General features: G+C 58.8%; 18 protein-coding genes and 1 pseudogene. 7 read left to right on the top strand and 12 right to left on the bottom strand.

From position 1 onward, the window contains the following. Positions 1–42: 42 nt before the first annotated feature. From J5J10_RS00095 to speB, 5 genes are all read right to left on the bottom strand, one after another. Positions 43–843 carry an ABC transporter permease gene (locus J5J10_RS00095; protein ID WP_211928316.1) on the bottom strand — a complete coding sequence of 267 codons (801 nt, stop codon included), beginning with the start codon at positions 841–843 and terminating at the stop codon, positions 43–45. Beyond that, positions 840–1,694 carry an ABC transporter permease gene (locus J5J10_RS00090; protein WP_211928315.1) on the bottom strand — a complete coding sequence of 285 codons (855 nt, stop codon included), beginning with the start codon at positions 1,692–1,694 and terminating at the stop codon, positions 840–842. The genes J5J10_RS00095 and J5J10_RS00090 overlap by 4 nt, the downstream gene beginning before the upstream one ends. Further along, positions 1,691–2,725 carry an ABC transporter ATP-binding protein gene (locus tag J5J10_RS00085; protein ID WP_211928314.1) on the bottom strand — a complete coding sequence of 345 codons (1,035 nt, stop codon included), beginning with the start codon at positions 2,723–2,725 and terminating at the stop codon, positions 1,691–1,693. Before J5J10_RS00085 ends, J5J10_RS00090 begins: the two co-directional genes overlap by 4 nt. Positions 2,726–2,911: 186 nt before the next feature. Then, entirely contained in the window at positions 2,912–3,922 is a 1,011-nt protein-coding gene (locus tag J5J10_RS00080; protein WP_249116779.1) for an ABC transporter substrate-binding protein, read from the bottom strand. 159 nt (positions 3,923–4,081) lie between these two features. Then, positions 4,082–5,134, bottom strand: a complete 1,053-nt coding sequence (gene speB, locus J5J10_RS00075; RefSeq protein WP_211928312.1) for an agmatinase — start codon at positions 5,132–5,134, stop codon at positions 4,082–4,084. 161 nt (positions 5,135–5,295) lie between these two features. Between speB and J5J10_RS00070 the strand changes: the two genes are divergently transcribed. From J5J10_RS00070 to fhuF, 3 genes are read left to right on the top strand one after another with little or no spacing between them, the layout of a single operon-like run. Then, a complete protein-coding gene (locus J5J10_RS00070; RefSeq protein ID WP_211928311.1) occupies positions 5,296–6,273 on the top strand; it encodes a LysR substrate-binding domain-containing protein in 978 nt (325 codons plus the stop codon). A gap of 26 nt (positions 6,274–6,299) precedes the next feature. Further along, the gene (locus J5J10_RS00065; protein WP_211928310.1) at positions 6,300–7,475 is read left to right on the top strand and encodes an aminotransferase; all 1,176 of its coding nucleotides are present in this window, start codon (positions 6,300–6,302) and stop codon (positions 7,473–7,475) included. Positions 7,476–7,511: 36 nt separating this feature from the next. Further along, the gene (fhuF, locus tag J5J10_RS00060; RefSeq protein ID WP_211928309.1) at positions 7,512–8,369 is read left to right on the top strand and encodes a siderophore-iron reductase FhuF; all 858 of its coding nucleotides are present in this window, start codon (positions 7,512–7,514) and stop codon (positions 8,367–8,369) included. Between the two features lie 12 nt (positions 8,370–8,381). On the opposite strand, the gene fhuB is transcribed toward fhuF, so the two are convergent. From fhuB to J5J10_RS00030, 6 genes are all read right to left on the bottom strand, one after another. Next, entirely contained in the window at positions 8,382–10,376 is a 1,995-nt protein-coding gene (gene fhuB / locus J5J10_RS00055; RefSeq protein ID WP_211928308.1) for a Fe(3+)-hydroxamate ABC transporter permease FhuB, read from the bottom strand. Continuing rightward, positions 10,373–11,284, bottom strand: coding sequence for an ABC transporter substrate-binding protein (locus J5J10_RS00050; RefSeq protein WP_211928307.1), 912 nt, complete (start codon positions 11,282–11,284; stop codon positions 10,373–10,375). Before J5J10_RS00050 ends, fhuB begins: the two co-directional genes overlap by 4 nt. Further along, on the bottom strand, positions 11,274–12,089 hold the full coding sequence (locus J5J10_RS00045; protein WP_211928306.1) for an ATP-binding cassette domain-containing protein: 816 nt from the start codon (positions 12,087–12,089) through the stop codon (positions 11,274–11,276). Before J5J10_RS00045 ends, J5J10_RS00050 begins: the two co-directional genes overlap by 11 nt. Positions 12,090–12,407: 318 nt before the next feature. Then, positions 12,408–12,551: a hypothetical protein gene (locus J5J10_RS00040; RefSeq protein ID WP_211928305.1), complete on the bottom strand. Its 144-nt coding sequence runs from the start codon at positions 12,549–12,551 to the stop codon at positions 12,408–12,410. A gap of 77 nt (positions 12,552–12,628) precedes the next feature. Beyond that, entirely contained in the window at positions 12,629–13,240 is a 612-nt protein-coding gene (locus J5J10_RS00035) for a response regulator (protein WP_208552307.1), read from the bottom strand. A gap of 1 nt (position 13,241) precedes the next feature. Then, positions 13,242–15,095 (bottom strand): ATP-binding protein, encoded by a 1,854-nt coding sequence (locus tag J5J10_RS00030; protein WP_211928304.1) that lies wholly within the window; start codon positions 15,093–15,095, stop codon positions 13,242–13,244. A 290-nt stretch (positions 15,096–15,385) separates the two neighbouring features. On the opposite strand from J5J10_RS00030, the gene J5J10_RS00025 reads away from it, so the two are divergent. From J5J10_RS00025 to J5J10_RS00010, 4 genes and pseudogenes are all read left to right on the top strand, one after another. Then, the gene (locus J5J10_RS00025) at positions 15,386–16,390 is read left to right on the top strand and encodes a TRAP transporter substrate-binding protein (RefSeq protein WP_211928303.1); all 1,005 of its coding nucleotides are present in this window, start codon (positions 15,386–15,388) and stop codon (positions 16,388–16,390) included. Between the two features lie 50 nt (positions 16,391–16,440). Next, positions 16,441–17,073 carry a TRAP transporter small permease subunit gene (locus J5J10_RS00020; RefSeq protein WP_211928302.1) on the top strand — a complete coding sequence of 211 codons (633 nt, stop codon included), beginning with the start codon at positions 16,441–16,443 and terminating at the stop codon, positions 17,071–17,073. After that, on the top strand, positions 17,070–18,395 hold the full coding sequence (locus tag J5J10_RS00015; protein WP_211928301.1) for a TRAP transporter large permease subunit: 1,326 nt from the start codon (positions 17,070–17,072) through the stop codon (positions 18,393–18,395). The genes J5J10_RS00020 and J5J10_RS00015 overlap by 4 nt, the downstream gene beginning before the upstream one ends. A gap of 310 nt (positions 18,396–18,705) precedes the next feature. Beyond that, positions 18,706–19,046, top strand: a pseudogene (locus tag J5J10_RS00010) (integrase core domain-containing protein); the annotation flags it as partial. On the opposite strand, the gene J5J10_RS00005 reads toward J5J10_RS00010, so the two are convergent. Further along, the coding region (locus J5J10_RS00005) for a hypothetical protein (RefSeq protein WP_211931304.1) at positions 18,962–19,223 on the bottom strand (262 nt) is incomplete at its 5' end. The pseudogene J5J10_RS00010 and the gene J5J10_RS00005 overlap by 85 nt on opposite strands.

Raw genomic sequence — 19,223 nt, 5'->3', positions numbered from 1 at the left:
GCTACCGCCCGCAGAAGCCGCTGGCGACGGCGGGTGCGTTCCTCAGCGGTCCCCGTTGCTCATTGCGCCAAGCAGTTTGGGCAAGTCACCAAATCTCGCCACTAGGCCAAAGATGACAGCGGCGACCACGACGAAGAAAATCGACACCGAAGCCATCACCGGCGTGTAGCCATAGCGCAGTGCGTTGAAGATCTTGATCGGCAAAGTCTCCATCGTGAAGCCGACTGTCATGTAGGCGACAATGTATTCATTGAGCGACAATACGAAAGCAAAGGCATAGCCGGAAACAAGGTAGGGCGTGATTAAGGGCAGTATCACCGTCCGAAAGATCGTTCGATCGTCAGCACCCATGACGGATGCCGCTTCCACGAGTGAGCGATCAATCGCCGAAAAACCCAATGACAGCGTCACGAGCGGCAGCGTCACGAAGAAGATTGCGTGACTGATGACCGCCGTCCAGGGCTGACCGTAAGCTCCGGTCGCAGCCCAGAAAGTGAGCAAGCCAAGCGCAGTTATCACCGGCGGCAGCGTGAAAGGAGCGATGCCGAGCAGCTGGAATATCTGTGCCCAAGGAGCAATTCGACGCCAAAGAAACCAGGAAAGCGGCAACGCGATCGCGACCGCAAGCGCGGCCGACAGAAGCGCCAGCGTCAACGATGAAAGCAATGCGGACCGCCAACCAGAATCGGTGAAGATCGCGCCGTACCAAGACAGCGAAAAGCCCTGCGGCGGAAAGTTCAGGCTTTGCTTGGCATTTACCGACACCCCAGCGACGACAATGATGGGCGCTGCGAGGAAGATGCCGATCAGAGTGAAATAGAGGCGTGTCAGGACCGTATTCATGCTGCCTCTCCCTTGCGACCGATGAGTAGCGTCAGTGCGACCATGCCAAGCGTGACCAGCACGAGGAACAGGGCCATGGCGGCGGCGAACGGCATGTTGGACTGGTAGACCGCCTGATCGGTGATGAGCACCGACAGCGTCCAGTGCGAGGGGCGACCGAGGATCTGCGGCAGCAGATAAGAGCCGAGCGCGAAGATGAAGACCATGATCAGCGTCGCGATCAGCGTATCGCGCAGCGCCGGCACAACCACCGTAAAGAAGGCGCGGAGCGGCGAGGCTCCGAGCGTTCGCGCGGCTTCAGTGAGCGTCGGGTCGAGCCGGACGATGGCGGGATAGAGCACCAGCACCGTATAGGGCAGCGCCTGATAGGTCATGCCCGTCAGCACCGCGCCGAAATTCGGCATCAGCGCCACCGGGCTTTCCATCAAGCCGATCATGACCAGGAGGTTGGTGATGCCGGCGGTGCGCGAAAACAGCGTTGACCAGGCGAAGCCGATAATGACTTCCGACAGAGACAGGACAGAGAGCAAGACCACCAGCCAGATCACCTGCGCCTTGCGGGACATGCGTGCGAGCAGATAGGTGAAAGGCAGCGCCAGCGTCACGCAAACCACGGCAACGGCGATCGCCAGGGCCAGCGAAAAGCTGAGCACACCCCCAAAGAAGAAGGACAGGAAGCGGGCATAATTGTCGAAGACGAAATCCGGCGAGTAGAAGCCGGTCGGATCGCGCTTGAAGAAGGAAACAGCGATCATGGTCGCAAAGGGCACGACGAAAAACAAGATCAGCATGCCCGCGGGAAAGGCGAGCGGCGCATAGTCAAGCGCGGTTTTCGGAGGCTCGCGTCTCATGCCGATAACACCACCGCTGCTTCGGGGTCGATGACGATGCCGACATCCTGACCGACAGTGACGACCGGCCGTTCGCGGGGGGTCGAGACCGCGACGACTTCGGTGCCGGACACATCAAGGAAAGTTTCAATGGTGCCGCCGAGGTCGCGGATGAAGGTGACCTTGCCGGTGATGCGGCCTTCGCCTGGGGCTGCTAGCTTCACGTCTTCTGGCCGAACAGAGAGGCTCGTCGGCCCCGAACTTGATGGAGCTGAAATTCCCGCGACGCTATGGCCGAGGACAAGCGCCGTTCCGCCCTGTGCGGTCAGCGGCAGGAGATTGGTCGAGCCGATGAAGTCGGCAACGAAGCGATCGGCCGGCTTGCGGTAAATCTCGATCGGGCTCGCCGCCTGGCGGATCTTACCGCCGCTCATGACGACAACCGTATCGGCCATGGTCATCGCCTCGCGCTGGTCATGGGTGACGACGATGGTGGTGATGCCGAGCTGCTGCTGCAGCTTGCGCAGTTCCACCTGCATCGCCTCGCGCAGCTTGGCGTCGAGCGCCGACAGCGGCTCGTCGAGCAGGAGGAGTTTTGGCGAGATGGCAAGCGCCCGGGCAATCGCAACGCGCTGCCGCTGGCCGCCGGAGAGCTTGTGCACCGGTCGGTCTACATAGCCACTCAGGTGGATCAACGCCAGCAGGTCGTCGACGCGCTTCACCTGCTCCTCACGACCGACACCACGGATGCGCAGGGGATAGGCGATGTTCTCGCCGACGGTCAGATGGGGAAAGAGCGCCAGCGACTGGAAGACCATGCCCAAGTCCCGCTTGTGCGTCGGAACCTGCGTGATGTCACGGTCGTCGAGCACCACCGCACCCTCAGTCGGACTTTCGAGACCGGCAATCATCCGGAGCAGCGTGGTCTTCCCGCAGCCGGAGGGGCCAAGCAAGCAAACGAAAGTACCGTGCGGCACCGAGAGCTGCACATGGTCAACCGCCGTGAAAGGACCGAACTGTTTGGTTACGGAATTGAGGACGAGGCCAAACATCATGTCTCCGAAGTCAAGTGGTCAGGGCCCGATGCCCTTTTGGCGCGGCGATAGCATCTCACGCTCGTATTGTATTGCAAACGCCACGGTCCCGGATGGAGCATCACGCGTTGGTGGTTGGGTTTTCCCTCACCCTGCCCTCTCCCCGGCAGCGGGGAGAGGAGACGTTGGCGCTGTCTGGTCCAATCAACCGACGATCAGTTCCGTCCACTTCTGATTCAACCAGTCCGACTTGGTCTGATAGAGGTCGTAGCGGGGCGTGATCGGCTCGATGTCAGAGGAAACGGCGGCAAATTCGTCCGCCGTCAGGTCGAGCAGTTCACGCTTGACCGTCGGGGCCGTGCCGACCTTGCGCGACAGCGTCGCCTGAATGGACGGCTGGCACATGTAGTCGATGAAGATGTGTGCTTCTTCGGTTTTGGCGGACGCGCGCGACAGAGCCCAGCAACCCGAATCCTGGATGCCGCCTTCCTGCGGGAAGGTCGAGCGAACCGGCTGGCCGTCGGCAGCAGCAAGACCTGTGACGTCGTGATAGTACTGGCCCATCGGGATTTCGCCCGACTTCAGCGCCTGTTCGAACTGAGCTTCGTCACGATACCATAGGCGCACATTCGGCTTCACCTCGGCAAGCTTTTCGAAGACCTTCAGGATGCCTTCCTCGGTGTCGAGCGCATTGGTGCCGCCGAAATGGGTCTTGGCGGTCACTTCCAGAAGGAACGAGTTGGACACCAGAGCCAGCAGCCCGAGCTTGTCGGCATTGGCCGGATCCCAGAGCGCGTTCCAAGAGGTGGGCGCTTCCTTGTAGACATCGGTATTGGTGACGAGGGTGATGTACCAAGCAACGGCACCAACACCTGCGACACGACCGTCCGGGTACTTGTTGACGAAACGATCGATCAGGCCCGAGGCATTCTTGATCTTGGCCATATCGATAGGAGCCCAGAGCTCGGTAGCCTGCCCCTTCAGCATGGCGACCTGCGACATCATCGAGAGGTCGGCCGGCGCCTGGCCGGCCTTTGCGGCCTGCTCAAGCTGGACAAGCCAAGCTTCACCGGTCGGCTCGGCGATCGAATCGACGGAGATGCCGGTCTCCTTGGTGAAATCCGGAAAGATATTCGTGTCGAACGAATCCTTAAAGTAACCCCCATAGACGCCGACCTTGATCGAACGGTCTTGCGCGCGAAGGATCGATGGCATCGAGAGCGCCCCAACGGCCGCAAGCGAACCGGCGAGCAAGCCACGGCGGCTAGTGGAAATGGAAAGAATGTCTTTCATGATGATGTTCCCTCTGTTGTCCAAGGCACTTTGGCGCATTGATTTTTTTTGCCGGCACTCCGGCAATTGTGGTGGTGTCTCTCACCGTTCGGTGATTGCGGGACTGAACACCATCAAACTCAGGATCTCGAAAAGAACCTGAGCTCCCGCATGCGCTGTATTGTTCGTCGCATCATATTGCGGCGCGACCTCGACCACGTCGCCACCGACAACATTCACCCCCTTCAGTCCACGCAGCAACTCAAGCACTTCTCGCGTGGTGAGGCCACCAACCTCAGGCGTTCCGGTCCCAGGAGCAAAACTTGGGTCGAGGCTGTCGATATCAAACGAAATGTATGTAGGACCGTCGGCGACGATCGCCTTGGCTCTCTCGATGACCGCAGGCATGCCTAGGCCGCTGATGTCTTCCGCGTGGATAACGGTCATGCCGGAATCATATGTAAACTCCCAGAGATATTCCGCCGACCCTCTTATACCGATCTGGATCGTGCGGGTTGGGTCGAGGACCCCATCAAGGACGGCCTGACGGAAGGGGCCGCCATGGTGAAACTTCGTATCCTCGAAAGGTGCGCTGGTATCGCAGTGCGCATCGATATGGATAAGCCCTACCGGACCTCTCTTGCCGACCGCTTTTAGAATGGACGACGAAATCGAATGGTCGCCCCCCACGGCAAGTGGTAGCACACCGGCATCGACGATCTGATTGAAGCGGCGTTCTATATCCTCGTGGGCCGTTTCAAGCCGGTAGCGACTACGAAGGGGCACATCGCCAATGTCGGCGACCCGCAATTCGTGAACTGGCGCACAACCCAGAACATGGTTGTAGGGGCCAATGCGATCGATGGCTCGCAGGGCCCGTGGTCCGAAACGCGATCCCGGCCGATTGGTCACACCCAAATCCATCGGCACCCCGGTAATGGCCACCTGAATATCACCGAAGTCCGGGTTGTCCGCCGCGATGTCCCGGTAGGGCGCCGAGAGGAAAGTCGGCACACCGGCGAACGGCGCCGCGCGTGTCCCTTTCGAAAAAATCTTGTCTCCGACTTTTTTGAACTCCGGATCGAAAATCTCGCCGTTGCGACTCTCACCGTATTTCGCCCGGAGTGCCGCAAGCTTCGCTGCATCAAATGCCATGGCCGATTTTCCTGATTATGACGATGATCGTTTCATCTGTCTGTTTTTGCGGCAGCAACACGCGCTGCATCCATTGTAAGCAATAATCGCCGAGCTACTTGGAAAATCAATTCACGATGTTATAGCGTTGCATGTGAGAAAAATTCACGGACCGCAACCCTGTGTCAAACCGCTTGCCACCGCTGAATCCCCTACGCGCTTTTGAAGCAGCGGCGCGACGCGGTTCAATTTCCGCTGCTGCGCGGGAGCTGAACGTTACCCACGGCGCCGTTTCCCACCAGATTCGCAGCCTCGAAGAGACTTTGAAAACCAGCCTCTTCGAGCGGGGAGGAAAAAGATTGAAGCTAACGCCGCAGGCCGCACTCCTTCTGCCGGCGGTGACGCAAGCGTTCGACGGCATAGCAGCAGCGACCGCACTTATGAGCCGGCCGTCAACAAGTGGCAACCTGCGCGTCTCTTGCGTTCCGGCACTCCTGTCTCTGTGGCTCGTTCCGCGTATCGGCTCCTTTTCCGATCGGTATCCGGAAATAAGCCTGACACTGACGTCGAGCAACGACGCCAACCTTCTCCAGTCCCCAGAGATCGATGTCGCAATCCTCTATGGTCAGGGAGATTGGCGTGACTGCTGGACGCGTCTTCTCAGCAATTTTGACCTTTTTCCGGTAGCCAGTCCGACGCTTCTGAACAACAGGGCCCTTCGGTCTTTCCGTGACCTGCGTGATCATGTGCTTCTCCATGGGGACGACGGACGAGAATGGCACAGCTGGCTGGCCGCTGCCGACGAACTCGACATGCCCAAGCCGCGTCAGCATTTCATGGGTGATGCACGTTTGGCGATAGAGGCGGCGCGGTACGGTCATGGCGTGGCACTGGGAGACAGCATTACGGCTTTAAGCTTGATTACGGCGGGAGAGCTGGTGATTCCATTCGATCTCACCGTTCCGGCACCCGACGCTTTCTACGTTGCATCACGCAACGATGTCCGCTCCGCTCCAATTGCCAAAGTGTTCATCGACTGGGTGTTCGAGACGATAGAATCTGAACACAGCGGCCGCCCAAGACCAACCCAAAACAGCGGCAGAACTGGCTCCTCGCCAAGACGCCGTACTGCCAAAACGACAACAGAGCGCCCGGAATAGGACGCCTGATCCATCAAGGACCCCGCATGTCACATGCCGCTTTCAACCCTCTGGTCTCGAAACTCTCGCCTCCGCCTGTTCCTTCTGTCTTCGCGTGGGGACGCGCGTACGACGAAGCGAAGGGACCGCTCATTGATCTCAGCCAGGCTGTCCCTGGTTATCCGCCCCATCCCGATATGCTCGCTTGGCTCGCTCAGACATCTGGCTCTCGCACCTATGCGGGCTACGGACCGATTGAGGGAGAAGATTCTCTGCGAGAGGCCTACGCCGCCGAAATGAGAAAGCTATACAAGGCGCCGGTGGGATTTGAGAATATTCATATAACCTCGGGCTGTAACCAGGCCTTCATGGCGGCTGCCATGGCGATCGCCGGTAGTGGTGACGCTATCGCTTTGACCGACCCCTACTACTTCAACCAGGAAACAACTCTCGCAATGCTCGGCATACGACGCGAGCTGATTTCGTTGGAACCGAAGACGGGTTTCATCCCGAAGCTTTCGGAAATCACGCGGGTCTTGCAGACGGGCGTTCGCGCCGTCGCATTGGTATCGCCCAACAATCCGACGGGTGCAATATACCCCCCCGCGCTGCTATCAGACATCTTAGCAGCATGCCGTGATGCCGGCGCGTTCCTGATCCTCGACGAGACATACCGGGACTTTCTTCCCGGCGGAGCGCAACCGCACCAGCTGCTGTCCACTCCGGACTGGGCCGAAAACCTTATCCTTTTGTATTCCTTTTCCAAATCCTTCTGCATTCCTGGCCACCGGCTGGGCGCCGTCACGGCGGGACCCCAAGCCGTCGCGGAAATTGCCAAGGTGATGGACAACCTGCAGATATGTGCTCCTCGCGCACCACAGGCCGCAGTGGCCATGGCCATACCCAGGCTTTTTGATTGGAGAGAAGAAAACCGGAGGGAAATCCTGAACCGCGCCGATGCATTGAAGGCCGTCATGGCCCGGCTTCCCCGGTGGAAGATGGATTCCCTCGGCGCCTACTTCGCGTTCATCCGTCACCCATTCGCCAACACCTCGTCGGCTGTCGTTGCGGAAAGACTGGCCAAAAATGCGGGCGTCCTCTGCATTCCGGGAGGCTACTTCGGGGTTGGCCAAGATTCATACCTGCGTTTTGCCTTTGCAAATGCGGACAGCACCACCATAGCTGGACTAGCCGATCGGCTTGACCAGTTTGAAATAGACTAGCGCGCCCTATCGGCGCTCTGGGATCGACGAATTAAGTTGACTATAAAGGTGAACTTTATATGGTCCATCGCCAAGATCCATGCCATCCGAAATCGGACGATAGTGAAGCAAAACAAGAGATACGCCGGGCCCCGCGGCAACGCGGGGTATATCGATGTACAGGACATCCTGGATCGGCTGTTACAGCAATCGACCGGCGGGAAATACGCCTACTGTAAAGGTAAATTCGTTCTCGATGACCCTGCAAACGTGGAGCGCATCGAATGCCGGGAACTCTGCGACGCCTCACGCTTTGCCGGGATTATCGACCGCTATGCGAGCCGTTTTGGCGAAGCTGATCGAAGGGCCGTGGTTTCCATGTGGACCATGTATTACTTCAGCACTCTCGCGATCAGTGCCACCATATTCTGGTTGGAGATGCGACGATCCTTGCCTCTAGCTCTCGAGGAGGTGGCGGTCTGTTTGGACCCGGAGACGGCAGAACCCCGATGCTTCGTCCTGCAGAACGCGGGAGAAGAGGCACATCATTTGCAAATCGGCAGCGCCCTACAGCCGCTTCTGCTACGGCACGCCACGCCATTGATAGCGGCGATATCGGAAAACACCGGGGTGGCTCGGCGGCTTGTCTGGTCCAATCTCGTGGCCTACTTCGCCTGGATCGTGACCGAGATCGGAAGATTGACCGACTCTGCTCTGGAAGCGGAAGGACTGGAGCTTCTCCAGACTGCACTTTGGTCGGAGGACATACCGAACCCGATGCTAGGGCTCGTGCAAGAAATTTCAGGTAGCGGCGGCGTGACGATCAATAGACGACGTGTCTGCTGCCTGCGATATTTGCTTCCCGGTATAGCGGGATGCGGTGAGGTATGCCCATTGCCGGGCGGGCGCTGCTGACTGCGGCCATCTTTAAATGCTCTCACGTCTGCGCCGCAGCAGCAATATGAGGAACGGCGCACCGACAAGCGCCGAAACAATGCCTGCAGGCAGTTGGTAGGGGAAGACGATGTTCCGTCCGATCCAATCCGCTGCCACCATGAGTAGTCCGCCGAGCACCGCCGATACCAAGAGCTGCTCTACCGCTTTCCTCAACCCGAGCTCTCGCGCGATGTGCGGAGCCATGAGGCCCACGAAACTCAAGGGACCAACAGCAAGGGTCGCTGCCGCGCTCAGCACACCCGCGAGAACAAACAGAACGAATCTACTGGTACGCAACGGTACGCCCAGTGCTCCAGCAGCAGTGGGCCCAAGAGGCAATAGTTCAAGCCAGCGGTGGAGCCGCAGCGCCACTGCGCCGAACACGACCAGGAACCCCGTAACCGAGACAGCAGTCATCAGATCGACGTTATAGGTAGACCCGCTCATCCACCGCAGCAGGAACATGGAGCGCGGATCCCCGGTCGCCGAAAGCACGCCAACAACCGCATCAGCCATAGCACTGAGCGCGATCCCGGCAAGAAGAACCCGTTCTGGGGCAAAGCTGCCACGCGAACCATTCAGAAGTATGACGGCAAGTACAATCATCGCCCCAAGGCCAGCGAGCGCCAGTTGTCCGCCGAGGCCCGGAATCCCGATGACAAAGAGGCCGGCGGTCAATCCGAGGGTTGCCCCAGCGCTGATACCGAGCACCTCAGGGCTGGCCATTTCGTTTCCAGTAAGCCGCTGGAGAATGGTGCCTGCGATTGCAAGCATTGCACCGGCGGACATTGCTGCGAGAACGCGCGGCAACCTCAGAGCAAGGAGTTCAAAAAAATAATTCAGGTCGATGAAGGCCCAGTCTCCAACCCCTATCCGCCCGATAAAAAGTGATACGAGCACGGCAAGGACAAGCGTTGTCACGGCAAGAGCGACCACGGCAAAACGGGAAACGCGGCCGCTTCCATGCACTCCAATTGCATCCTGTGCGGCAGCCCGATGGCGGACTTTTAACCGTGGAAGTAGAAAGAGCAGAAGAGGCGATCCCAGTACAGCCGTGACCGCGCCAGTCGGCAGAAAATCCGACATCGCACCAGCCACCAATTGGACGGCGCCGTCGGCGAGCCAAAGCAACCCGCCCCCGGTGATCGCGGACCAGAGCAGAATTTCGGCGGGACGGCGAGCCCCGGCGAGCCGGATGATGATTGGGGCAACGAGACCAATGAATCCGATGACACCGACCGCGGATGTCACAAATGCAGCAAGCGCGACGGCGATCGCCACTGCGGCGATCCGAAGAGACTTAACAGGAACCCCAAGAGCTGTCGCATTGCCTTCGCCCAATTCCAGAAGACCGAGTGGGCGAACGAGGAGGCCCGCCAAAACGGCAACGATCCCCAACTTGTATGACAGGGAAACAGGGATATCCCAGCTTTGTTGCGACAGGGAACCCGATCCCCAGATGAAAAGGCTCACGAGATACCGCTCATTCAACAGCATCAAAACCGCCGATAGCGCACCGCACCAAAGGCTGATGACGAGCCCCGAAAGAACGAGCGAGAAAGGTGAGAACCCGCGTCTCGCTCCGAGCGCAAAGACGATCAGGGCGACCGCGACACTGCCGGCAAGAGCGACCAGATCGCGCCCGTAGCCGAGAAGGTCGGGCACGAAAAGGGTAACAGCCACGAGTGCGAGATTGGCCCCCGCCGAGATACCGAGGGTCGTTGGCGAGGCCAGCGGATTTCGAAGCACTTGCTGAAAGAGAGCGCCTGAGAGCCCAAGACATGCTCCGGCGAGAAGCGCTGTCGCCATCCGTGGCAACAGCGAGTGGTAGAGCAACATCGTCGGCAAATCGTAGGAAGCCGTTTGCGGCCGCATCGTCTGAAGGAGCGGAGCCATTTGCAGAACGGCGACCATGACAGCCGCGATCAGCGTGCCGATGGCGATGGAGGGCGGCGCAATCGCTGCGCGTCTGATAACACCGATCATGCCACCGTCTCCAGATGATCGGTCAGCAACCGAGCGAAGCGCATCCCATCGTTGACCATGCCGAACATCAGCGACCCCGGCATGACGGAGAAGTTGTCCGCCCGGACGAAGGGGAGCGCGTTCCACAGCGGGCTCGTGCTGAGCTTCGGTAGAACGTCGCCGGGTATCGGCTCCAGCGCAATCAGCAGCGCTGTCGGATCGCTGATCCTGGAAAGCTGCTCGATCCCGATCGTATCGAAGCCCCAGTAAGTCGATTGTCCCGTCCAGGCGTTTTGAAGACCGAGCCTTTGGAGGACGTTGTCATAAAGACCCGGAGAGCCATAGACACGAGCATGTCTTGCATCGAGAAACGAAACCAGGGCAACCGACGATATGTTCAGGGCAGCGATCCGCTCACAGCATTCATCGAAGAATAATTCCGCGCTTTGAAGGAAAGCTTCGGCTTCCTGTTCGCGTCCAACCGCCGTGCCTAGCTGTCGTGTCGCCGCAATGGCCTTCGGCAGAATGTCGCCTCCTTCATCTGAGTAGACATCTAGACGCAGAACACGTCCGAGAGCATCAAGACGGGGCTTCAGCGCATCGAGATAAGGGGTGGTCAATATAAGGTCAGGCTGCAAAGTCGTGAGGATCTCGAAATTGACTTCCCAGGAATTCCCCAGATCCATGACCGATGGTGGCATCTCTGGCTCGACGACCCAGATGTCCCAGTCCGCAAGCGAAGCAACTGCGGCCGGGACGATACCGAGAGCCATCAGCGTGGAAGCCACACCGTAGTCGAGGCTGACCACAACGCCGGGGTCAGCAGGCTGCGCCCAGGAGGAGGTTGCAGAGAACGCAGCTGTACCGGCGACAGAGAGAAGGAGATCGCGGCGGGAAATCTGGAAGGGCATAAGTTGATCAGCTGACATAGGCGAGCGGTATTTCGAGGACGGGATGTTGGGTTACGTCCATCTGCACGGCATAGATTTGCCGCAGCTTGTCACTGTTCATCAGATCCGCGGGACGGCCGCTGGCGATAAACCGTCCGTCCTTGAGCGCATGTATGCGATCACAGAACCGGGCCGCCATGTTGATGTCGTGCAGGACCACGACAACGCTAAGCCCGCGTTCGCGCGAAAGACGCCGCACAAGCGAAAGCACCTCCAGCTGATGGGCAATATCCAAAGCAGATGTTGGTTCATCGAGAAGCAGGCATTCGCTATCTTGGGCCATCATCATCGCGATCCACGCGCGCTGGCGTTCCCCTCCCGAAAGCGTTTCGACGGCTCGGTTGGCCAGCCCTTCGAGATGGGTGAGGCCTATGGCTTCGTCAACCTTCTGCCGGTCATTGTCGGTGAAGCGTCCCAGTGCGCCATGCCATGGATAGCGCCCGCACGCCACAAGCTCGCGAACAGTCATACCCGGCGCGGACGCTACGTCTTGGGAAAGATAGGCGACTTTGCGCGAAAACGCGCGCCCCTGCAGCTCGTTGAGATCCTGGCCCGCGTAGCGGATTGCCCCGCTTTCCGGATGGATCTGACGCGCGAGCAACTTCAGCAGCGTCGATTTTCCAGAACCGTTATGGCCGATCAAAGCGGTGATCTCCCCAGTGGGAAACATCATATCGATCGCATGCAGAAGCTGGCGGCCCGCTACGCTATAGTTCACACCTTCGACGGAGAAGGCGGGAACTGGCGCGCGCTCGTCAGGTGCGATGGCCAAATCACGAGTCATGGGCGGACTTCCTAAACTGTATAAAGCGGATCGAACCTGCGGCTTCAAATATGATATTTTTTATCAACTATACTCTTGAAGGTCTGGGGACAAGACCGTCGATACGTTGAGACCAAGCGGCCTCTTGACTTTTCAACCGCGGATGAACAATCGCATCGACGATTTCTCTGGCGCTCAAGGAATTGAGCCGAAATCATTGGCCTGTCGAAATGATACTTGAGCCGTGCCCTAAAGGTCTCGACTAGGACGCCACCGCAGTCTTGGCAGATTGCTGCGCGCCTGGGACGCGTCAAAGAGCACATCCTGCACTCGGACATGTCATTCACCTCCCGTGCACAAGAAGCCGGCTTCACCGAAGCCGCTGATTTCAACAGGAAGGGTGGACATATCGAATATGGCGAAGGTGCCGGATGTTTGCCTGTCTATGTAGTGCTTCGCTACAAGCGCGGTGATCACATACAAGTCAGCCTTCCTAAGGGGACGGCCCTTTGTATTGCGGATGCGTTTGCAGGATAAGTGACAGAGGGAAGGTTAAGCTATCAGTTAGGCTGATGACGCTCCTCAGCCAAGAGATTTGCTAGTTCTATCGCGTTTCTGACACCCATCTTGCTGAGGACCCGCCCGCGATGAACCTCGACCGTCCGCATCGCTATACCGAGCGTTTCGGCAATCTGCTTGTTGAGGGCGCCGGTCAGCATCAAGTGCATCACTTCCTTTTCCCGCTGCGACAGGTTCTGTCTTCGAGCCTCCACGTCACGTCGCATCGCGGCATCCGCTTCATGCACGGCGTGCGCCTCGATTGCCTTCACGACGAGATCGACAATCTGGTTGTCGCTGAACGGCTTCTCGACAAAGTCGAAGGCGCCGGCCTTCAGGGCGCGAACAGCCACCGGCACGTCGGCATGACCGGTCAGGAAAATGACCGGAGCCATGTTTGGCACGGACCGAATTCGTTCGAATACGTCCGGTCCACTGAGACCGCCCATGCGAACATCAAGGATGACGCAAGCACAGTCCTCCAGGGGCTGTGCCGCCAGGAAATCTTCTCCTGAAGGCCAGCCCCGCGTCGTCAAACCCCTTGACCCTAGAAGAAATGCGAGTGCATCGCGGATGACATCCTCATCGTCAACGATGTGGATCACTCCCGTCATGTCACCGTACCTCCCCCATCGCCCGCTTCTCACGCTGGGCGAGTGGCAACTGCACAACGAACACAGTCCCACGATTCTCACCATACCGAAACGAAAGGTGGCCACCATGCAGTTCGACGATCGATCGGCAAATGGCAAGACCCATTCCGAGACCCTGTGCCTTTGTGCTGGCGAACGCCTCGAACAGCCTGTTTTCCACGTCCGGATCAATTCCCGCGCCTTGATCGGCTATTTCAATGATTGCGTTGTCCCCACGCTCCAGAAGCTTGATCGTCAGAGTGTCACCCGTGCGCCTGTCCGCCATGGCCTCCATGCCGTTACGGATCAGGTTTATCAGCAACTGTTCCAGCAAAATGGTATCAGCGGCAACTGATCGCGCAGGCTCCATATCCGCCACGATTTTTACCCGATGCTCACGTGCGTCCGCCGCGAGAAGAGCAATCGTTTCCCTGATGACCTGGTCGATCTGGATCTCCGAGAAATGAGGTTCCCTTTTCCTCGCGAGATCCTGGACGCGCTGGATGACGAAACCCGCGCGGGCCGCCTGTTGCGCGAGCTTCTCGGTCACGCCACGGAAAAGCCCGGCATCGAAGTCATCACGATCCAGAAGATTGAGCATGCCGGTCGCATAGGACGATATCGCGGAAAGCGGCTGGTTGAGTTCGTGTGCCAGGGTTGAGGCCATTTCGCCCAAGGTTACCAGCCGTCCCGTCCGAGCCATGGCCTCGTCTTGAGCACGCGCGCGTCGGGTCGCGTTTTTAGCCTCTGTAATGTCGATGACCGACCCCATCCATCCGCGGTGAACGCCGGAGGCGTCGATCAACGGTGCCTCATAGACCTGCACGTCTATTTCACGCCCGCTCCGGTGGCGAAATCTCGTCTCAAAACTGGGGCTGAAAGCGCCGTTGGCTGTCAGCCGCTTCTGTCTTTCTTCAGCTTCACCGACCCGAGATGGATCCCAGTAAGGCATTGGCGGCAACCGGCCAACGATCTCCTCCGCCTTCCATCCGACGAGGTTGCAGAATGCCGAATTGACATACAGGATACGGCCCTCGTTGTCCTTCGCACGAAGGCCGACCGTGAGGCTCTCCTCCATGGCCTGGCGAAACGCCGTTTCTCCCCTTAGGCGCAATTCCGCGCGCCGGCGCCGCCTGGCGTTTGTATAAACGACAAGGAGGGAAAGAATCGCAAAAGTCGCTAGAGCGGCGATCGTCCCAAGCAGCAAGGCCGAACGAAAGGCCGCCGGTGTATCGTAGGCGGTGATCTGCAGGAGCATTCCGCGAAGCGGTGGGTCGAAACTGATGGCGTGCTGCGGGTTGCCCACAGCAGGCTCAAGTTTTTGACGGGCCGCGACAGTGTCTTCTGCTGCGGTGACGACCCGTACGCCGTATTGTTCGGCGATCCACCAAGGGACATGTCGCTCCAGCAGTATCGGTATGGAGATCGTCGCCGAAACAACACCTTCGGAGCCCGTCAGAGGCAAAGCGATGACAACCAGACCGTCTTCGGTAACGTCACCGTAGACTGGACGGGTCGCGCGTGCGCCTCCCTCGCGCAGCAATTCCACCAACCGGTGATCCTGCGGGGACCCGTTACCCGGCAATGCGTGGGCGATCCGACCACCGCCATCGTACCAGATGACGGACTGAACTTCAGGGTTTGTCGCAATATGAAGTTTAACACGCGGATCCACCACCGTGCGCACATCGTCACCCGGTGGTTCCAGCGCCAAACGGACGAGCAAATCCTCGTGGATCGACAGCTGGAATCGAAGTGTCTGTTCGACCCACAGAGCATCGGTCGCGATCTTAACCCTAGCCTGCTCGGACTCTCCGCGATCAACGATCCAGACCATAGCAGCGACGCCAAGGGCGAGAGCCAGGATCGCCATCAGCGGCACGAGGGAAAGGAAGTCGAGCCTCTTCCAATCTTGCGCCGGAGAGACCTGCTCCCAAGGCGCTGCTATTCCCGATTCATTGGCAGCGTCTCGGATGGTCCTGTCTTTGCGGCTCCACCTCTTCAGGAACCCCTCCTTCCACGATTTCGGGACGATCCATTGTGGTTTCCCACAATAGCGCCGCACTCTTCAAAATGGCAAGAAGATGGCTCTCGCCTGGAGGGGCGACGAAATCAGGAGGACATTTCATGCTAACTCGTCGAAACCTCGCTCGCATTGCGGGTGCAGCTGTCATCGCGTTCTGTGCGACGCTGCCTGCGCTTGCCGAGCCTCTCGTCATCAAGTTCAGCCACGTGGTGGCGCCCGACACCCCCAAGGGCAAGGGTGCGGATAAATTCAAGGAACTGGCTGAATCCTATACAAATGGCGCTGTCAAGATCGAAGTCTACCCGAACTCGCAGCTCTACAAGGACAAGGAAGAACTCGAGGCACTGCAATTGGGCGCCGTCCAGATGCTCGCTCCTTCTTTGGCCAAGTTCGGCCCTCTAGGGGTCCAGCAGTTCGAGCTCTTCGACCTGCCCTATCTGATGGGGAGCTACGATGATCTTAGGAAGATCACCGATGGCGAGGTGGGACAATCGCTTCTCGCCAAGCTTGAAGACAAGGGTATCAAGGGCCTGGCCTACTGGGATAACGGCTTCAAGATCATGTCGGCCAACTCGCCGCTGCGAACGCCCGACGATTTCCTTGGCCTGAAGATGCGGATCCAGTCGTCAAAGATCCTCGAGGCGGAAATGCAGGCCCTCGGCGCTGTGCCGCAGGTACTTGCTTTCTCGGAAGTCTACCAGGCTCTGCAAACGGGCGTCGTCGATGGAACGGAAAACCCGCCATCGAATATGTACACGCAAAAAATGCATGAGGTTCAGAAGCATGCCACGCTCTCCAACCACGGCTATCTCGGCTACGCGGTGATTGTGAACAAGGCATTCTGGGAAGGCCTCGATCCGGAGATCCGTGCAAACCTTGAAAAGGCGATGAAGGAAGCGACCGAGTACGCCAACTCGATCGCAAAACAGGAAAACGACAATGCCCTCGAGGCGATGAAGGCTGCCGGGACGACCGAGTTCCATGAACTTTCCGAGGACGAACGGGCCGAATGGGTCGAAGCACTTCGTCCGGTTCATGAGGAAATGTCGGACCGTATCGGCCCCGATCTCATCAAGCAGGCGTATGCCGCGCTCGGCATGGAATGAGTTCGCCGGGGGCGCTGTAAAGCGCCCCCTTCGCATGTTGGGGGTTTGTCATGCTGCTACGCATCCTCGACCGCTTCGAAGAAATTCTCATCTCGGTATTGATGGCCGCCGCCGTCGTATTGATCTTCGTTGCCGTCGCTCACCGTTTTTCGATCGGCCTCGCCGCCGACCTCGTCGCCGTTGGAAGGGCCAACGAGATTGCCTGGCTGCAGTCCGCTGCCCGGTCCGCCTTCAAGGCCATCAATTCCTTGCGGCTGACATGGGCGCAGGAAGCCTGCATCTACCTGTTCGTTTGGATGGCCAAGTTCGGCGCAGCCTATGGTGTGCGGGTTGGCGTTCACGTTGGCGTAGACATTCTGGTGGAGGCCCTGAATGAAAGGAACCGACGCATCTTGACGATCGTCGCAATGTCCGGCGGCATCGTCTTCACCGCGATCATTGCCTGGATCGGTGCCGATTTCGTCTATCATGTAAGGCAGGGAGGTCAGACGTCACCCGACCTCGAAATGCCGATGTGGCTCGTCTATCTCGCTGTTCCGCTCGGCTCCGCCCTCATGTGCTTCCGGTTCGCGCAGGCTCTGTATCTCTACCTGACGACGGGCTTCATCGCCCATCACGACCACGGCGCTGTCGACGGACTCGAAGAAGAGGCCGCGGATTTGAAGAAGGGAGCACGGGGATGACTGCCCTCATCATCTTCGCGATTCTCGCGGCGCTACTCGTAACCGGCATGCCCGTATCCATCGCCCTCGGGCTGACGGTATTCGTGTTTCTCTTCGCGTTCACCTCAATTCCGATGGATTCCATCGCTTTGAAGCTGTTCACGGGCATCGAGAAGTTCGAGATCATGGCAATCCCGTTCTTCATCCTGGCCGGAAACTTTCTGACACATGGTGGCGTCGCGCGGCGCATGATCCATTTTGCCACCACCATGGTCGGCCACTGGTATGGCGGCATGGGCCTGGCGGCCGTGCTGTCCTGCGCGCTGTTCGCGGCGATCTCCGGATCCAGCCCGGCGACTGTCATGGCAGTCGGCTCCATCCTTATCCCGGCGATGGTTCGCCAGGGCTATCCCGCGCAGTTCGGCGTGGGCACAGTCGCCACCGCCGGCGGCCTCGGCATCCTGATCCCGCCGTCGATCGTGATGGTCATGTATGCGGTCGCAACATCAGGCATGGTTGTCACCGGTCCGGAAGGTCAGCCCGTGATGTCCGCGTCGATCGGCACGCTCTTCATGGCCGGGGTCATCCCTGGACTGATGCTTGCCTCAATGCTCGGCGGAACGACGATCTGGCGGGCCTGGAAGAACGGGTATCCGCGCATGCGGCGCGCCTCGTGGGGAGAACGCTTCCAGGCGTTCCGCGAGAGCGTCTGGGGCCTAATGCTGATCGTCATCATCATGGGTGGCATCTATGGCGGTATCTTCACGCCGACCGAAGCTGCCGCCGTGAGCGCCGTCTACGCCTTCGTGGTCGCCGTCTGGGTCTACAAGGACATCACTCTGCGCGAAGTGCCGAAGGTGCTTTTGAGCTCAGCCGCCATGTCGGCAATGTTGCTCTACATCATCACCAATGCCGTGATGTTCGCCTTCATCCTGACGTCCGAACAGATCCCGCAGGCGCTCTCGGACTGGATCGTTAGCCTTGGTTTCGGCAAGATCGGCTTTCTCTTGATGGTGAACGTCATTCTGCTGTTCATCGGCATGGTCATGGAGCCATCGGCGATCGTGCTGATCATGGCGCCGATCCTCTACCCGGTCGCCGTCAAACTCGGCGTCGATCCGGTACATTTCGGCATTATGCTGGTAGTGAACATGGAGATCGGACTGTGCACTCCGCCGGTCGGCTTGAACCTGTACGTAGGTTCGGCCATTTCCAGACTCGGCCTGACGGAGGTGACCAAGGCAGCCACGCCCTGGCTCCTCACGGCTCTCGTCTTCCTCGGGCTGATAACCTACATCCCGGACATCACTCTGTTCGTGCCGCGCTTGCTCGGTTTGAACTGACTGACGGTAGCGCACTCGATGGCCGGGTCTCGCTCGGCCATCGTCATCTTAACGACGCATACGTCAACAACAGGGCGATCGGACATGTACGAAGCACGTCGCCTTTCACAGACTGAGTTTCCGCAGCCTTCCATCCAACAATGGCAAATGACGACATCGGAACTCGGCTGCGGTAAAGCCGGTTCACCGCATCATGGGCCACCAAGAATTTTTTCGGGAGAAGCAGACGACCAACCGCCAGCGCCACATTCACGACGGGAAGGTGATGCGCGACGCTGCGCCGGTGCGCTGTTAGCGCGCGGGAGTTGCCTGCTGGAATGGCGAGGTTATTCGTATTGCCTTCATCATCGGCGCCTTAAACGCCTTAACCGGGACGTGATTGTCTGGACTGCGGTCGCCAATGCGGGCATCTCCGGTTCTGACGCCCTGCCGCACGCCGATAGCCAGTCCCCAGTCGAACCGCATGTCAGAAGCCTTCGTCAAAAACCCTGAAACGGGATTATATCCGCATATCGGCTTTGACCGACACCTAACGGCGCTCCGGCTCATCTCCGGATGGATCGAGACTATAACGAAACCCATCCCCATTCCGCGCTCAAGATGGCTTCCCCGCAGCAGTTAATCAGGGCTAAATCAACCTGTCCGGAATAGGACGGATTGCCGCCTCTGCTGGCGACCACGGGTAAGCGTCTTGTTGGACTGGTCTCATTATTACAGATATTATCGATGTCCGACCTGAGAGATAGGTGACGTTTTGTACCGAAGACATGGGTAACACTTTTTGCCTTTTGGCGGGAGGTGTTGATGCCGTGGAGAGAGATTTCGGTC

Origin of the sequence: Ciceribacter sp. L1K23, from assembly GCF_018122705.1 — a bacterium.
Taxonomy (GTDB): Bacteria; Pseudomonadota; Alphaproteobacteria; order Rhizobiales; family Rhizobiaceae; genus Allorhizobium.
Note: the sequence above shows the minus strand (reverse complement) of the source record. Positions and strands in the feature narration are given on the sequence as shown.

Coding starts and splice junctions, on each gene's coding strand:
- J5J10_RS00090 (WP_211928315.1), bottom strand. CDS start 1,694: ATGAGACGCGAGCCTCCGAAAACCGCGCTTGACTATGCGCCGCTCGCC.
- J5J10_RS00045 (WP_211928306.1), bottom strand. CDS start 12,089: ATGACTCGTGATTTGGCCATCGCACCTGACGAGCGCGCGCCAGTTCCC.
- J5J10_RS00095 (WP_211928316.1), bottom strand. CDS start 843: ATGAATACGGTCCTGACACGCCTCTATTTCACTCTGATCGGCATCTTC.
- J5J10_RS00035 (WP_208552307.1), bottom strand. CDS start 13,240: ATGACGGGAGTGATCCACATCGTTGACGATGAGGATGTCATCCGCGAT.
- J5J10_RS00065 (WP_211928310.1), top strand. CDS start 6,300: ATGTCACATGCCGCTTTCAACCCTCTGGTCTCGAAACTCTCGCCTCCG.
- fhuB (WP_211928308.1), bottom strand. CDS start 10,376: ATGATCGGTGTTATCAGACGCGCAGCGATTGCGCCGCCCTCCATCGCC.
- J5J10_RS00020 (WP_211928302.1), top strand. CDS start 16,441: ATGCTGCTACGCATCCTCGACCGCTTCGAAGAAATTCTCATCTCGGTA.
- J5J10_RS00015 (WP_211928301.1), top strand. CDS start 17,070: ATGACTGCCCTCATCATCTTCGCGATTCTCGCGGCGCTACTCGTAACC.
- J5J10_RS00080 (WP_249116779.1), bottom strand. CDS start 3,922: ATGCCATCGATCCTTCGCGCGCAAGACCGTTCGATCAAGGTCGGCGTC.
- speB (WP_211928312.1), bottom strand. CDS start 5,134: ATGGCATTTGATGCAGCGAAGCTTGCGGCACTCCGGGCGAAATACGGT.
- J5J10_RS00025 (WP_211928303.1), top strand. CDS start 15,386: ATGCTAACTCGTCGAAACCTCGCTCGCATTGCGGGTGCAGCTGTCATC.
- J5J10_RS00030 (WP_211928304.1), bottom strand. CDS start 15,095: ATGGTCTGGATCGTTGATCGCGGAGAGTCCGAGCAGGCTAGGGTTAAG.
- J5J10_RS00085 (WP_211928314.1), bottom strand. CDS start 2,725: ATGTTTGGCCTCGTCCTCAATTCCGTAACCAAACAGTTCGGTCCTTTC.
- J5J10_RS00050 (WP_211928307.1), bottom strand. CDS start 11,284: ATGTCAGCTGATCAACTTATGCCCTTCCAGATTTCCCGCCGCGATCTC.